Annotated in this window: 12 protein-coding genes; 8 read left to right on the forward strand and 4 right to left on the reverse strand. The window is 71.3% G+C overall.

Annotated elements, in window-relative coordinates:
* Positions 1-131: 131 nt before the first annotated feature.
* Both OG251_RS02690 and OG251_RS02695 read right to left on the reverse strand, forming a co-directional pair.
* On the reverse strand, positions 132-527 hold the full coding sequence (locus OG251_RS02690) for a DUF2268 domain-containing putative Zn-dependent protease (RefSeq protein WP_442818301.1): 396 nt from the start codon (positions 525-527) through the stop codon (positions 132-134).
* A gap of 47 nt (positions 528-574) precedes the next feature.
* Positions 575-1,102: a DinB family protein gene (locus OG251_RS02695; RefSeq protein ID WP_326675402.1), complete on the reverse strand. Its 528-nt coding sequence runs from the start codon at positions 1,100-1,102 to the stop codon at positions 575-577.
* A gap of 445 nt (positions 1,103-1,547) precedes the next feature.
* Between OG251_RS02695 and OG251_RS02700 the strand changes: the two genes are divergently transcribed.
* The 8 genes from OG251_RS02700 (at position 1,548) to OG251_RS02735 (ending at position 11,204) form a co-directional block, all read left to right on the forward strand.
* On the forward strand, positions 1,548-2,450 hold the full coding sequence (locus tag OG251_RS02700) for a S41 family peptidase (RefSeq protein ID WP_326675403.1): 903 nt from the start codon (positions 1,548-1,550) through the stop codon (positions 2,448-2,450).
* Positions 2,451-2,617: 167 nt separating this feature from the next.
* A complete protein-coding gene (locus OG251_RS02705; protein WP_326675404.1) occupies positions 2,618-3,259 on the forward strand; it encodes a histidine phosphatase family protein in 642 nt (213 codons plus the stop codon).
* A gap of 319 nt (positions 3,260-3,578) precedes the next feature.
* The gene (locus OG251_RS02710) at positions 3,579-3,716 is read left to right on the forward strand and encodes a hypothetical protein (RefSeq protein WP_326675406.1); all 138 of its coding nucleotides are present in this window, start codon (positions 3,579-3,581) and stop codon (positions 3,714-3,716) included.
* Between the two features lie 216 nt (positions 3,717-3,932).
* Positions 3,933-5,435 (forward strand): alpha/beta hydrolase, encoded by a 1,503-nt coding sequence (locus OG251_RS02715; RefSeq protein WP_326675407.1) that lies wholly within the window; start codon positions 3,933-3,935, stop codon positions 5,433-5,435.
* Positions 5,436-5,943: 508 nt separating this feature from the next.
* A complete protein-coding gene (locus tag OG251_RS02720; RefSeq protein WP_326675408.1) occupies positions 5,944-8,169 on the forward strand; it encodes a cytochrome P450 in 2,226 nt (741 codons plus the stop codon).
* The gene (locus tag OG251_RS02725) at positions 8,166-8,993 is read left to right on the forward strand and encodes a class I SAM-dependent methyltransferase (RefSeq protein ID WP_326675409.1); all 828 of its coding nucleotides are present in this window, start codon (positions 8,166-8,168) and stop codon (positions 8,991-8,993) included. The genes OG251_RS02720 and OG251_RS02725 overlap by 4 nt, the downstream gene beginning before the upstream one ends.
* Complete coding sequence (locus OG251_RS02730) at positions 8,990-10,210, forward strand: hypothetical protein (protein ID WP_326675410.1); 1,221 nt, start codon at positions 8,990-8,992, stop codon at positions 10,208-10,210. The genes OG251_RS02725 and OG251_RS02730 overlap by 4 nt, the downstream gene beginning before the upstream one ends.
* Before the next feature lie 178 nt (positions 10,211-10,388).
* Positions 10,389-11,204: an SAM-dependent methyltransferase gene (locus tag OG251_RS02735; protein ID WP_326675411.1), complete on the forward strand. Its 816-nt coding sequence runs from the start codon at positions 10,389-10,391 to the stop codon at positions 11,202-11,204.
* A 137-nt stretch (positions 11,205-11,341) separates the two neighbouring features.
* On the opposite strand, the gene OG251_RS02740 is transcribed toward OG251_RS02735, so the two are convergent.
* Complete coding sequence (locus OG251_RS02740) at positions 11,342-12,442, reverse strand: serine hydrolase domain-containing protein (RefSeq protein ID WP_326675412.1); 1,101 nt, start codon at positions 12,440-12,442, stop codon at positions 11,342-11,344.
* Positions 12,443-12,676: 234 nt separating this feature from the next.
* Positions 12,677-13,954 carry an amidohydrolase gene (locus OG251_RS02745; protein ID WP_326675413.1) on the reverse strand — a complete coding sequence of 426 codons (1,278 nt, stop codon included), beginning with the start codon at positions 13,952-13,954 and terminating at the stop codon, positions 12,677-12,679.
* Positions 13,955-14,068: the final 114 nt, after the last annotated feature.

Genomic DNA, 14,068 nt, shown 5'->3' on the forward strand with positions numbered 1-14,068 from the left:
GCCACGCCCGCGTTCCTGAGGATGTCGCGGGCCGGCAGCGCGGTGCTCCGGGCGGCGGTCAGGCCGGAGGCCGCCAGATGGGCGTCCACGATGCGGAGGCCGCCCGCGTAGACCGGCGAAGTCGGGCAGCCCTACGGGCTGCTGCCCCAGGTGCCGTGCGGTGGCGGGGCCGTACACATACGCGGGCAGTTTCTGCATCCCGGCCGCATCGATCCCGGCCACGAGCTTCCTGTGGACGTCGTCCAGTTCCGCACCGGACGGCGCGCCGTCGCCCAGGGCCCCATGGCCCGCTCGCCCGCCAGTTCCCGGACGAACGCCTCGGCCAGTCCTTCGGCCATGACCTGCTCGCCGACCGTGACCGTCAGCGGGTTCCAGACGGCGTTGGTGTGACGCACGTTGTGGTGGAGCTCGTGTGCGGCGGCATAGAGCGGACTGAGCAGTTCCCGCAGGGCGTCGGGCCGCTCCTCCCAGGGGCGTCGCAGCAGATCGAGCATGGCGGACGCCGTGTCATGAACAACAATCTTCATGGCCTGGGGCCGTAGGGCCTCCTGTTGCAGGAGGGTCAAGCCGTCCCTCAGTCACCCGTTGCTCCGTCGGTCCGCTCCCGCAGGAAGTCGGCGTGGCCGTTGTGGCGGGCGTACTCCTGGATCATCAATACGTAGACCCAGCGCAGGCTGAGGGAGACTCCGCGCGAGGACACGAAGGTCTCGTCGAGGTCGTGCCCGGCCACCGCCGCTTCGCAGGCCTCGGCCTCGGTCCGCAGTCGCCCGAAGTCCCTCTGCGCATCGGCCGCGTGAACTCCGTCGAGTCCCTCGTCGCCGTCCGACGGGCCGGCATAGACATCGCCGATGACCTCACCTGCGAAGCTTCGCCTGAACCACCATCGCTCCATCTCCGCCATGTGCCGGACCAGGCCCAGGAGGGTGAGGTTCGACGGCTCCACGGTCGTCCGCGCCAACTGGGCCGGCCGCAGCCCTGCGCACTTGGCCAGCAACGTTTCCCGGTGCCAGCCCAGCCAGCCCTCCAGCATCCGACGCTCGGTCACGGTACCCAGGTCGCCCAGCCGATTGCCGCGCTCGACCGGTGGCGCTGTCCATGTCATGCATCCACCCTGCATCGCCGTCCAGGAGGGTTCAAGCAGACAGGACTGCAGCGTGGCCGGGCGGGATCCGGCGTTCTTCGATCGCTGCACGGTCGGGACAGTCGGCGCGGTCATGGTGGCGGACGCGGGCGTGGGCTGCGAGGGCTGCGACGGTACGGAGGCGCAGCCGGAGGGGCCGTTGTCGGCTGCCGGTCCCAGGGCCGGGTGTGGCCCACCACCGGGCGGAAGGCGGCCACCGAACCGGAGTTCGCCGCCCTTAGGATGCAGGGGGCCTGCGAGTGGATGATCTCTCAGTGCCGCGGTGGCCATGGCCGGAGCAGGAGTGTGTGCGGTGAGGACGTCGACGAGGCCCCGGAGGCCCGGGTTCGCGGAGGCGGCCGTGGTGTCGGTTCTGCTGGCGACGGCGGGGTGCGCCGGAGGGACCGGAACCGACCCTGGCGGCGGGATGGCACCGAAGGCCAGGACCTACCTCACCTCCGCCCTGGACGTGATGGAGAAACGCTCCCTGGTCACCGCGGACGTGGACTGGCCCAAGGTACGCCGGGACGCCTTCACGCGTGCGGAGAGTGCGCGGACGCCTGCGGAGACGTACGCGTCGATCCGGCGGGCCCTGCGGGACCTGGGCGACCGGCACAGCACCTTCTTCGACCCGGAAGAAGCCTCCCAGGCCCTCAATGCCCCGGCCGACGACCTGATGCTCCCCGAAGGGCGCCGACTGCCCGGCGGGATCGGCTATCTGATGCTGCCCCCGGTCCCTTCCGACCGCGCGGCCGCGCCGTACGTCCGCTCGGCACGCTCCACCGTGAGCGGAATCGACACCCGGGGCACCTGCGGCTGGGTCGTCGATCTGCGGCACAACAGCGGCGGGGACATGTGGGGGCCGCTCGCCTCCGTGGGGCCGATACTCGGAAACGGCACCGTCGGCGCGGCCGTCCACGCGGACGGCAGGAAGTCCCCGTGGACGATCGTCAACGGCACCCCCCGTCAGCACACGGACGACTGGGGCCCGGCCGAATCTCTCGCCCGGCCGGCGCCGCCGGTGGCCGTCCTGACGAGCCGCAGGACCGCGAGCGCCGCCGAGGCCGTGACCATCGCGTTCCGGGGCCGCCCCGACACCCGTACATTCGGACAGGCGACGGCCGGTGTCCCCACCGCGAACGCGCCGTACCGCCTGTCCGACGGCGCGCTGGTCATCCTGACCGTGGCACGCGAAGCCGACCGGACCGGCCACCTGTACAACGGCCCCATCACACCCGACGTGGAAGTCCCGGAAACACGCGGAGACGACCAGGCCCTCGAAGCCGCCACGGACTGGCTGAAGACCCGGAAGGCATGCCGGACCCCCTGACCACGCAACCCACAAGGCCATGGCCCGAAAAGCCCCGGCCGACGCCGACGGTCAGCGCTCGTTCCGCGAGGACGACGGCGGGCCGGGACGAACGCGGTCGGCGGCCACTGCCCGTCGTTTGCGCACCATCGCCGGGCGAGGCTCCACCCACACGAAGGGCCACACTCATGCGCACTCTCTACGTCGTCACCCATCCGGAAGCGACGCACCACGTCGAGAACGTCGTCGGCGGATGGCACGACTCGCGGCTGACACCCACCGGTGTCCGCGCGGCGGCCTCCGTCGCCCAGGCACTGCGGGCCGCCGTCCCGGACGACGCCGAGGTCGAACTGTTCTCCTCGGATCTGCAGCGCACCCGGCAGACGGCCGAGGCGGTGGCCGAGCTGTTCGGCCTGCAACCGGTCCTGGACGCGCGGCTGCGGGAGAAGTCCTACGGAGAAGCGGAGGGCAAGCCGCAGGAGTGGCTGGACCGGCGGTTCGTCCCGCCGCCGGCCGTCGGGGAGCGGATGGATCACGACGAGGGCGTGGCGGGCTCCGAGACCAAGGCGGTGTGGGCCCAGCGGATCTACGCGGCCATGGACGAGATCCTGCGGAGCCCGTGCGAGCACCAGATCATCGTGACGCACGGCGGTTCCCTGACATGCGTCGTGGCGTCCTGGATCAGGATGCCACTTGAGTCGGCCGGATACGCCAGTTTCAAGGCGCCGTCCGGAAGCATCACCACGCTGCACGAAGACGACTTCTTCCACAATCGGCATGTCGTCTGCCTCGGTGACACCCGCCATCTCGACCCCGCCGAAGCCGGCTGACCTCAACCCGGCCCGCCTGAGACGCCGCAGGTTCCCCACCTGCGGACCGCCCCGAGCAGGGCGGCTCAGCCAGTCCGGTCATCCGCCCAGCGGTGCGGGCGGAAGGTCCCGGCCGCCCGCGCCGCTGTCGCTCTCGCTCTCGCTCTCCAGAGGTTGTCCTGGAGGAAGGGGGCAATCCTCTCTCGAATGCCTGGTCGACGTACTTCGGCTGGTCGTACAGGCTGTAGTGGGTCGACCCCGGGACGACGAACAGTTCCTTCTTCTCGGATGCCGCGCGGTTGAAGATCTCATACGCGCCGCGGTGCGAGCCGAAGGCCCCATGGGTGTCGCAGCCGACCATCAGGAGAGGCTGCGTCAGCAGAACCTCCGCCAGGTGGAAGGCATCGATGCCCTGCGCATCCTCGCCTCCTGGACAACGGACACCCCGGGGGGGGCCGTCTCCCGGACAACCGACTGACAACCGGCGCGCGAGGCGGTCGTCGTCCGAGCACCATCCGGCGGACCGCGGAGACACCCTCTCCTGCCGGCAGCCCCCGCCCGACGGCCGCTCCCAACACACCCTGAACCGCGTTCGGTTCAGGAGGTCCCGCCGGTCCGGTGAGGGGCCGCCCTGTTACGTCCTCACCATGTGCCCATCGAGGCGCCGTCATGCGGGGCCGGAACAGTGGCGCGCATGAACACGAGCATGCGTGTGAACACCAACCCGAACCCCCACCTGAGAAGGGGGATACTCTCCGCGCTCCTGGCCCTGTCCGCCTCGGCCGCCCTGGCCGTTCCCGGAACGGCCGCCGCCCAGGAGCCCGCCGGCACCACGGCCCCTGCCGCGCCGATCAGTTGGGGCCCCTGCCCCAAGGCCGATCCGCCCTACCCCGATCCCAGCCCGAAGGCACAGTGCGCGACGGTCGAGGTTCCGCTCGACTGGTCGAAGCCGACGGGCCCGAAGACCGGCATCTTCGTCGCCCGCCACCGGGCAACCGACCCCGCGCGGCGTATCGGTGTCCTGATGTCGAACCCGGGCGGTCCCGGGGCGCCCGGGGCCGATGACGCGCTGTACGCGGACGACCCCGTCGGGGGCTACTCCCCGGCCATGCTCCAGCGCTTCGACATGATCGGCTTCGACCCCCGCGGTGTCGGCCGCAGCCAGGGTGCCCGTTGCGACGAGACGATCAACGACCCGGCCCCGGCCCGCCCCCGCGACGCGGCCGGGTTCGAGCGGATGCGCACCCTGAACGGCCGGCTGGCGGACAGCTGCCTCAAGCGGACGGGCCCGCTCGCCGCCCATATGGACGGCGAGAGCGTGGCCCGCGACATGGACGCGATCCGCGCCGCCCTCGGCGAACGCCGGATCAGCTTCCTCGGCCACTCCTACGGCACGTTCCTCGGCGAGCGTTACGCCCGCCTGTTTCCGGGGAACCTGCGCGCGCTGGCCCTCGACAGCGCGATGGACCCCGACCGGCCGGACGCCGAGCGCTACCTCACCGACGGCAGCGTCACTCTCAACAGCACCTTGGAGAAGCTCGCCGCCTGGTGCGCCAAGGACGCGGCCTGTGCGCTGAAGGACCAGGACCTGACGGCCGTCACGGATCGGCTGTTCGCCCGCGCCGACGCGGGCACGCTCGTCGAGCCGGGCTCCAAGGGGCCGACGCGGACGAAGGTCGACGCCGATCGGCTGTCCGACTTCCTCACCGGCGAACTCCGGGTGTGGAGCCCGGAGGGGACGGCACGGCAGCTGGCCGCCCTGCACACCGGAAAGGGCGAGGTCCGCTGGACCACAAGCAGCACCGACCCCACCGCACAGTTGGTGCTGTGCCGGGACTACGACTTCCGGATCCGCGACTACGCCCAGTACCGGGCCATCCGCCAGCGGGTCGCGGAGGCCGCCCCGCACGTCCGCTCCAACACCCAGGCCCTGGACCTGGTCCTCGGATGCCAGGGCTGGACCATGCCGCCGAAGCCCCGTCCCGCCCGGGCGGAGGGCGACCTCCCGCCCGTACTCGTGGTCAACGCCACCCATGACCTGGCGACTCCGCTGACAGGCGCGCGCCGCATGAGAGACGCCTTCCCGAAGGCGTCCCTGTTCACCATGGACCTGGTGGGCCACTGGCTCTACCGCAGGGGCGCCCCGGAGGAGGCGATGCGGGTGATCGACACCTACCTGACCGGCCTCAAGGGCTGAGCCGGGATAGGCCGGGAGCGGAGGGCGCCGGGACATGCCGGGGCTGTTTCTTCGTGTATCAGGCGATGGGAGGGCTCCGCCTCGGAGAGCGGGTCGGAGCCCTGCGTCGGCCGCTGGGTCAGGTCCGGCGACCGGCGACACCCACAGCCCATTTCTCACACAGTCATGTTCGCTTGAACAATATGATGTGAACTCTCGATGGAGCCCGCCCCGGGATACGGCCAAACGGAGCAGCGGACGGGTCCGTCGCAGGAATGAACCGGAGAACGATGCTTCCGGCACGGTGTCCTGATGGCCGTAGGCCGGGCCGGCGCCGAAAACGGCTCGGCCGTACGGACGGAAGACCCGCACACTCCGGCCGGGCGTGACTCGATCAGGTGATCTTGCGGCGCCGTGCCGGGTCGCGGCTTGCGGAGCCGTGTCCCCGCCACCCGGTGCCCGGTTGTGCGGGGCGGCCGTGTCTCCGCGCGGCCGCCCGTGCCCGTCCGCCCCGCAAGGAGACAACGTGGTGCCCGCCTCTTCTCCGAGCCTCATCGGCTCCGAGCCGTTCGCCATCCCCCGAGTTCGCCTGCCCTTCGGCACGCCAGGTGAGCGGCCCGACAGTGAGGTGCTGCGGGCGCACGCCATCCGGTGGGGTGAGGAGTTCGGGCTGATCGGCCCACGGGGCGGAGCACGGCTGGCCGAGACGTCGCTGCTGGGGCTGGGGGTGGCGCTGACCGGGACGGCGCCCCGGTCCGGGGCCACCGTGCTGATGGACTGGTTCCTGTGGGCGGTGGTCCTCGACGACCGCGTCGATGACGGCCCGTGGGCCGAGGACGGGGCCCTCGACCGGTTCTCCGCCGCGGTGGACGCGATCACCCGCGGGCAGGAGGACCAGGCCGGCGTTCACGACCCGATGCTGACCGTACTCATCGACGACCTGTGGCCACGCACGGGCCGCCTGGCCGACGCGGCGTGGCTGGAGCGGCTTCGCGGGCATCTCCTGCACCATCTCGACGCCCAGCGTGATCTGGTGCGGATGCGGGAGACGGCGGCCGACATCGGATCCGAGGAGTACGTACGCATCCGCCGGCACACCTTCGGTGCGCCGCTGTTCTTCGACCTGATCGAAGCCGCCGACGGCGTGGTGCTGCCGGCCGACCCGTGCGGGCAGGGCTGCTGGCCAGTACTGCGGGACCGGGCGGCCGACGTCGTGTCGTGGACGAACGACATCCACTCCGTCGCGAAGGACGTCGTCCTCGGTGAACGGTTCAACCTGGTGACGGTCCTCGCGCAGGAACGGCGCCTGGCTCCGCAGGCGGCCGTGGACGCCGCGCACGAGATGCTGGCGACGGCGGTGGGCGACTTCACCGCCGTGAAGCGGCGCCACCTCGGGCACGCGGAACTTCCGGAAGCCGACCGTCCGGACGTGGCACGGGCGGCCGGCCGGTTGGAGCAGGTGATGACGGCCTGCGTGGACTGGCACCGCACCACATCCCGCTACCACCTCCGGTCCGGCACCCCCGCGCAGGACGACCACAGGTCCGTACGCACGGGGGAGGCGACGCCGACGCTGAAGTCCCGGCAGTTCGAGACCGACCCGTATCCGCTGTACGAACGGCTGCGCACCACGTTCCCCCTCGCCTACGACGAGCCGACCGACACCTGGCTGCTGAGCCGCCACGCCGACGTCCGCACCGCTTTGACGGACCAGCGGTTCACCAACGCCAACTACACCTGGCAGATCACCCCGCTCCTGGGCCACAGCATCGTGTCCATGGACGGCCGCGAGCACACCGCCCACCGAGCCCTGCTCACCCCGGAGTTCCGCAGCCGGGCCCTGGCCGTCATGCACGAGTCCATCACCGAGGTCGCCACCTCGCTGGTCGAGCGGCTCCGCGGCCGTGACACCGCCGACCTCATCACCGAATTCACCACTCCCCTGCCCGTCCAGGTGATCGCCCGTCTCCTCGGCCTGCCCACCGACACCCCCGAGCAGGTCGCCCGGCTGCGGAACTGGACCAAGGTCGGTTTCTCCTATCTCGGCAACTACCGCCAGGACCCCGGCCTCCTCACCTACGGGCTGGCCAGCCGTGACGATTTCTACGCCTACCTCCAGCCCTACCTGGACGCCCGCCGCACGCAGCCGGGCAACGACCTCATCTCGGTGATGTTCGACTCCGTCGTGGACGGGCAGCCGTTGTCCGAGGAGTACATCCGCGGCTGCTGCGCCATCCTGCTGACCGCGGGCAGCGAAACCAGCAACGCGGGGCTGGCCAACCTCATCGTCAACGTCCTCGACGAGCCCGGCGTCCGGGACGCCGTCCGCCGCGACCCCGCTCTCGTCGACCACGCGCTCACCGAGACGCTGCGCCGGGACGCGCCCATGCAACTGGTGCTGCGCCAGACGTCCGAGGCGGTGGAACTGCCGTCCGGGACCGTTCCGGCCGGAGCGACGGTCGCCTGTCTGATCGGGGCTGCCAACCGCGACCCGGAACGCTTCCGGCTGCCCGACGCGTTCGACCTCCACCGCGCCGACAGCGTCGACCGCGAGTACAGCGCGGCCTCCTCCCACGTCGCGTTCGGCGCCGGCCGCCACTTCTGCCTCGGCTCCCATCTGGTCCGTGCCGAACTGACCGCCGGCCTGCGCATCCTGCTCGACGCCTTCCCCGATCTGCGGTGGGCGCCCGGATTCACCCCCCGGCCGACCGGCTTCGTCAAGCGCTGCCCCCCACGCCTGGATGTGGCCCTGTGACCACACGCGTCGAGCCGGCCTCCGGCGGGCCCGCCCTGCCCCCGCCCTGCGGGTACGACAGCAGTTACGTGGCCCATCACACCCCGGGCGAGCGGTCGCGCCTGGGAACGCTCGAAGCGGCGTTCGACCCAGCCACCGTCCAGGCCCTCGTCGGCCTGCCCCTGCCCGAGGCCGCGGTCTGTCTGGAACTGGGGGCGGGCGCCGGATCGATCGCGGCCTGGCTGGCCGCCCATCGCCCCCGTGGTCACATCGTCGCCACCGACACCGACATCCGGTTCCTCCGCTTCCGGCCCGGTGCACCTGTGCGGGTCCTCCGGCACGACGTCGTCACCGAGGACTTCCCGGACGCCTCCTTCGACCTCGTCCACGCCCGCGCCCTGCTGTGCCACCTACCGGACCACGACCGTATTCTCGAACGCGCGGCCCGCTGGGTCCGCCCCGGTGGCTGGCTCGTCGTCGAGGACCTCACCGTGCATCCCGTCGATGCCTCACCCCACCCGATCCTCCGCAAGGTCACCCGGGCGGGCGAGGTCCTCTTCCGCACCACCGTCGGCACCGATCTGCGGTGGGCCCAGACCCTCCCGCAGCGGCTGCGGGGCATCGGTCTCCATGACGTCCAGGCCCGGACCACACCGGGAACGATCGGTGACGGCGGTGCCACCGACGCCTTCTGGACGGCCACCTTCGAGCAGTCCCTTCCCGCGCACCTCGCCGCCGGCACTCTCCGGCACGAGGACATCGCGGCCATGCGCGCTCTGCACCGCGCTCCCGGCTTCACCGACACCGCCGTGGCCATGGTGAGCGCCTGGGGCAGGAAGACATGACGCCTCTCCCCGTCCACCGGGAGAAGGGGCCCGCCGTGGGCCCGACGTCATCCGGCCACGGCTCGAATCTGCTCGACAGGACCTATCTCTCGTACAGCGGCCGCGACCAGCCGGTCATCACCTTGGCCATGGACTATCACGGAACCCCGCCCGCCCTGGATCCGCTCGTACGGCGTGTGAAGGAGCGCGCGGCGCGCATCCCCCGTCTCCGCGCCGGCACCGCCGCCCTCGGAAGCAACGTCCTCGCCTCCGCCGTGAGCGATATCGACGAAGAGACGGGCCGCATCTCCCGCAGCCCGTTCCCGCTCGTCGGCGGGCTGCCGCTCTGGGACGTCCGGCTCCTCGCGGGAAGACCCGGGAGCACGTTCTTCCGGGTCTGTTTCAGGGCACACCACGGCTTCCTGGACGGAGTGGGCGCGACCCACGCGGCGACGGCCCTGCTGCCGGACGAGCCCGGCGAGGGCGCCCGTCTGCATCCGTCGGCCAGCCCCGGCGTCCATGGCATGGCCCGGGTCCTCAAGGACATGACCTCCTCCCTGGTGCACCGGTCCGCATGGGCACCCCCGCACTCCACCGCTCCCGACCACACGGACGGGCGCTCCGTCTACCGGGACGTGCCCGTCGCGGTCCTGCGCACCTACGCCGACACCTACGGTGTGAGCGTCAACGATGTGACCTTGGCCGCGCTCGGCCTGGCGTTCGGCGATTGGCAGCGCGACCGCGTTCCCGCGGAATCCCGGCGCGACATCGTGGCAAGCGTGGCGATGTCGACCAGAACACCGCAGGAGCGGCACCACGCCGGAAACCGGCTCGGGGTGTACCGCCTGAAGTTCCCCCACCGGATCGAATCGTTCCCGGAAGCCGTCGCCCTCGTGTGCCGGCAGACGGCGAAAGTCCGGGACACCCGGCAACGCGATGCCCTGCGGACGGCGCTGGGTCTCCCGGTCCCGCCGAAGCTCGGTGTACGGGCCTTCAGATCCATGCTGCACCCGCGGGCGACTCCACTCGTGATCAGCAGCGTCTCCCTTCCGGAGAACCACACCCTGTTCGGCGCCGGTCTGTGTGCGGCCTCGATGACGCTGAACGTGTTCGCGAACTTCCCGGCCTACATCTCCTTCACGCGAACCCCTGAGAACGTCCGCTGTGCCGCGGTCTCCGACCCGGCCCGCAACTCCGTCCTCGCCGTGCCGGAGCACTGGGCGAACTGCCTCGCGTGATGGCGCGGGGCCGCCGGGGTCCGCCTCATACGAACGCCGGGACGGCACCCGGAAGCCTGAAAACCGCCGCCCGACCCGTGCGGAGCGTGCGCTGATCCGGGTTCCCCGACTACTGGAACGTAGGTTGGGCGCTGAACAGTGCACGCCTCACGCATCGGTTGAAAGACGGACGGTACCCATGAGTGACCCCGCGATGACACCCGGACCGGCGGTGCATCAGAAGATCGACACGTCGGTGCCGCACTCGGCCAGGATCTGGAACTACTGGCTGGGCGGGAAGGACCACTACCCCGTCGACGTGGCGGCCGGCGACGCGTACAGCGCCGTCTTCCCCGGCATCGTCACCATCGCCCGCAGCAGCCGCGCCTTTCTGCGCCGCACCATCACGTATCTGGTCGACGAGGCGGGCATCAGGCAGTTCCTCGACGTCGGGACCGGCCTGCCGACCGAGGACAACACCCATGAGGTCGCCCAGCGTCTCGCTCCCGAGAGCAGGATCGTCTACGTCGACCACGACCCGATGGTCCTCGCGCACGCCCGCGCCCTGCTCACCTCCACCCCCGAGGGGGCGACCGCGTACGTCGACGCCGAACTGTCCGACCCCGATCGCATCCTGGCCGCCGCCGCGAAAACGCTGGACCTCACCCGCCCCACCGCCCTGATCCTCAGCAATATCCTGGGCCATGTGGCCGACTACGACCAGGCACGCAGCACCGTCACCCGCCTGATGAACGGACTGCCGTCCGGCAGTTACCTCTCCATCAACGACGGTTCATGGGGCACCGACGCCGACTACGAGCAGGCCCAGGACGCCTACAACGAGACCGGCGCCGTCCCGTACTTCCTGCGTCCCGTCGACCGGATCACGGCGTACTTCGACGGACTGGAACTCCTGGACCCCGGGGTCGTCCCGGTTCCCCTCTGGCGCCCGGAACCCGCCTCCACCGCCCCGGAACCCATCGGCGAGCACGGCGGCCTCGCCCGCAAGCCCTGACGCCCCGGACGTCCAGGGTCCAGGGGCCGCTCCGGGACGGGCTCCCGCCGGACGAGGGTTCAGGGGCCGCTCCCCCGCTCCCCGGCCACTCGCGGAGCCGGGGGCACCGACCCGGCGGACGGCCGCCGGGACAGCCCTCAGCGACCCCGTGCGCACAGGGCCGCGTCCACGGCCCCCTGGAGGTGGCGCAGATTCTCGCCCGCGGCCGCCCAGGTCGTGGTGTAGACCGTCACGGTGCCGCGGTGGCCCGTGGCCCGGCCGCCGCCCACCGAGTCGCCGGGCAGATCACCGCCATGGCCCCAGTAGACGCCGCCGCAGCTGAGCGGGATCGAGGCGACGCCGTAGCCGTAGCGGCTGCCCGCCGGGTACACGTCACGGCCGCCGACGGCGGTGGTGTCGTGGGTCATCAGGCGCAGCGCCCAGTCGGGCAGGAGCCGCCCGCCGAACAGGCCGTCCCAGAAGGTGTTGAGGTCCTCGGGCGTCGAGACGAGCCCGCCGGATGCGCCGAACTCGTACCCGGGAAGCTCGGTCACGTCCACCCGGCCGGCCTCCGGACGCGCCGGGTGGACACCGTAGTTACGGGCGTGCGGCCCGCGCAGGGTCAGCTCGCCGGGGGCGGGCCAGTACGTGTCCTCCAGGTGCAGCGGGCGCAGAATCGTGCGCTCGATGTACGTACGGAAGTCGACGCCCGACGTCCTGTCGATCACCATGCCGAGGACCAGGTAGTTGGTGTTGGAATAGCCCCAGTCGGCGCCGGGCTCGAAGACGGGCTTCTCCTTGAGCGCGAGGGCCAGGTAGTCCTCCGTCGTGCCGGGCCGGTTCCAGTCGACCAGCGCGGCGTACTCCGGCAGTCCGCTGGTCTGCTTGAGCAGCTGACGTACGGTGATGGCGCGTTCCGAGAGCTGAGGAACGTAGGTGCCCGCGCGGTCGTCGAGTCGGATCCGGCCGTCCGCCACCAGCTTCAACACGGCGGCCGCGGTGAACGCCTTGGTGTTGCTGGCCAGCCGGAATCGGCCCCGCGCGTCGGTCATCGGACGGCCCGGGACCAGGTCCGAGACCCCGGCGGTACGCGTCGCCCTGCCGTCGTACGCGAGAGCCCCCGGCACCCCGCCCCCCTCGACCAGCAGATCCAACTGCCGTTGCACCGGATTGGGTTGCTGTGCCACTGCCACCGGGGCGAACGCCCCGGTGAGCGTTGCGGCGAGCAGGACTGCGACGGCCGGACGCCTGCGCTGCATGAAACTCTCCCCCTGGTCCCGGCCCGCCCTGTGCGGGCCGATCGTTCGCTCTGCGACGACTCTGACAGGCTCCCCGCTCAAGATCCTTACGCCTGACCCCCCGAATCGAAGGTGTTGCCACACCCCCTTGACATGGCGCGGAACGCCTCGCCCGATCCTGCCGGGCTCCGGATCACCGGGCGCACGGGCCGCGCGCGTCCGCTCGATCGCGGGCGGCGCCGACAGGGGCGGGTGTCACCGCTTCCCGGAGGACAGCCAGGTGAGGGCTGCTGTGGTCATCGCTTCGATGCCGGTGCTCAGCGTGGGTTCGACGACCGGGGCGAAGTGCGGGGAGTGGTTGGACGGAATGTCCCGGTCCGCCGTTCCGGCGGCGACGGCTTTCCGGTAGGAGGCGGGGGCTGTGCCGCCGAAGAACCAGTAGCAGACCGGAGCGCCCGACGCGGTGCCGAAGATCCCGCAGTCCTCGCTGCCCGTCACGGGTCCCGGGTCGAAGACCCTCTCTGCGCCGAAGTGGCCGCGGAAGGCCGTGACGGTGCGCCGGACGGCCGCCTCGTCGTTCACGAGAACGGGGAAGGTGGTGATCGGGTCGATGTCGGGCGAGCGGGTGGCACCGGATGCCTCGGCCTCGGCCCGCACGATCCGTTTCACCGCTTCCAGCACTCGGGCCCGTACCCCATCGGTGTAGGTGCGGATGTTGAGTCTGAGCTCGGCGGTGTCCGGGATGATGTTGTCCTTCGTGCCGGCGTTGAGCGCGCCGACGGTGACGACGGCGGTGTCGCCGCCGGAGATCTCGCGCGAGACGACGGTCTGCAGGCGCATCACGGTGGAGGCGGCCATGACGACGGGGTCGATGGCGGCCTCGGGGCGCGACCCGTGCGCGCCCTTCCCGTACATCGTGACAGCGAGCGCGTCGGCGGCGGCGAGCGCGGGGCCGGGGTGGCAGCCGACCGTACCGGCAGGAAACGGACCGACGTGCTGGCCCAGGACGACATCCGGTGTACCGAACCGGTCGAAGAGGCCGTCGTCGACCATGGCGCGGGCTCCTTGGCCGATTTCCTCGGCGGGCTGGAAGACGGCCGTGATGGTTCCGGACCAGTGGGCCCGTCCGTCGGCCAGCAGGTCGAGTGCGCCCAGGAGGCAGGTGACGTGCATGTCGTGGCCGCAGGCGTGCATGATGCCGTCCGCCGTGCTGGCGTAGGGCAGGCCGGTCCGTTCGGTGACGGGCAGCGCGTCGAAGTCGGCGCGGAGCAGGACGTGGGGGCCGTCGCCGTTCGCGAGCACACCGACCACGCCGGTGCGTCCGACGCCGGTGGTGACCCGCAGACCGAGCTTCCGCAGGCGCTCGGCGACGATCCCGGCCGTGCGTGTCTCGGCGAAGGACAGTTCCGGATTTTTGTGCAGGTCCCGGTAGAGGTCCGTGAGTCCGTCCCGCACATCCGGCAATCGCGTCAGCAGGGGAGAACTCGCCGTCGTGTCAGGGGCGCTGTCAGCGGCGCTGTCGGTGTCACTCATGTGTTCATGGTCGGGGGACCCTGCGGGCCCGGCCTGTGGACCGGGCCATTCGTGGGCCGGGCACCGGGAGAGCGGCGACGCAGGCTCCCCCGAAGGCGTACCGGACACACTGCG

Source organism: Streptomyces sp. NBC_01237, assembly GCF_035917275.1.
Taxonomy (GTDB): domain Bacteria; phylum Actinomycetota; class Actinomycetes; order Streptomycetales; family Streptomycetaceae; genus Streptomyces.

Bases quoted from the DNA above. Each gene is read 5' to 3' on its own strand.
- OG251_RS02690 (WP_442818301.1), bottom strand. From the start codon at position 527: ATGAAGATTGTTGTTCATGACACGGCGTCCGCCATGCTCGATCTGCTG.
- OG251_RS02695 (WP_326675402.1), bottom strand. From the start codon at position 1,102: ATGACATGGACAGCGCCACCGGTCGAGCGCGGCAATCGGCTGGGCGAC.
- OG251_RS02700 (WP_326675403.1), top strand. From the start codon at position 1,548: ATGGCACCGAAGGCCAGGACCTACCTCACCTCCGCCCTGGACGTGATG.
- OG251_RS02705 (WP_326675404.1), top strand. From the start codon at position 2,618: ATGCGCACTCTCTACGTCGTCACCCATCCGGAAGCGACGCACCACGTC.
- OG251_RS02710 (WP_326675406.1), top strand. From the start codon at position 3,579: ATGGGTGTCGCAGCCGACCATCAGGAGAGGCTGCGTCAGCAGAACCTC.
- OG251_RS02715 (WP_326675407.1), top strand. From the start codon at position 3,933: ATGAACACGAGCATGCGTGTGAACACCAACCCGAACCCCCACCTGAGA.
- OG251_RS02730 (WP_326675410.1), top strand. From the start codon at position 8,990: ATGACGCCTCTCCCCGTCCACCGGGAGAAGGGGCCCGCCGTGGGCCCG.
- OG251_RS02735 (WP_326675411.1), top strand. From the start codon at position 10,389: ATGAGTGACCCCGCGATGACACCCGGACCGGCGGTGCATCAGAAGATC.
- OG251_RS02740 (WP_326675412.1), bottom strand. From the start codon at position 12,442: ATGCAGCGCAGGCGTCCGGCCGTCGCAGTCCTGCTCGCCGCAACGCTC.
- OG251_RS02745 (WP_326675413.1), bottom strand. From the start codon at position 13,954: ATGAGTGACACCGACAGCGCCGCTGACAGCGCCCCTGACACGACGGCG.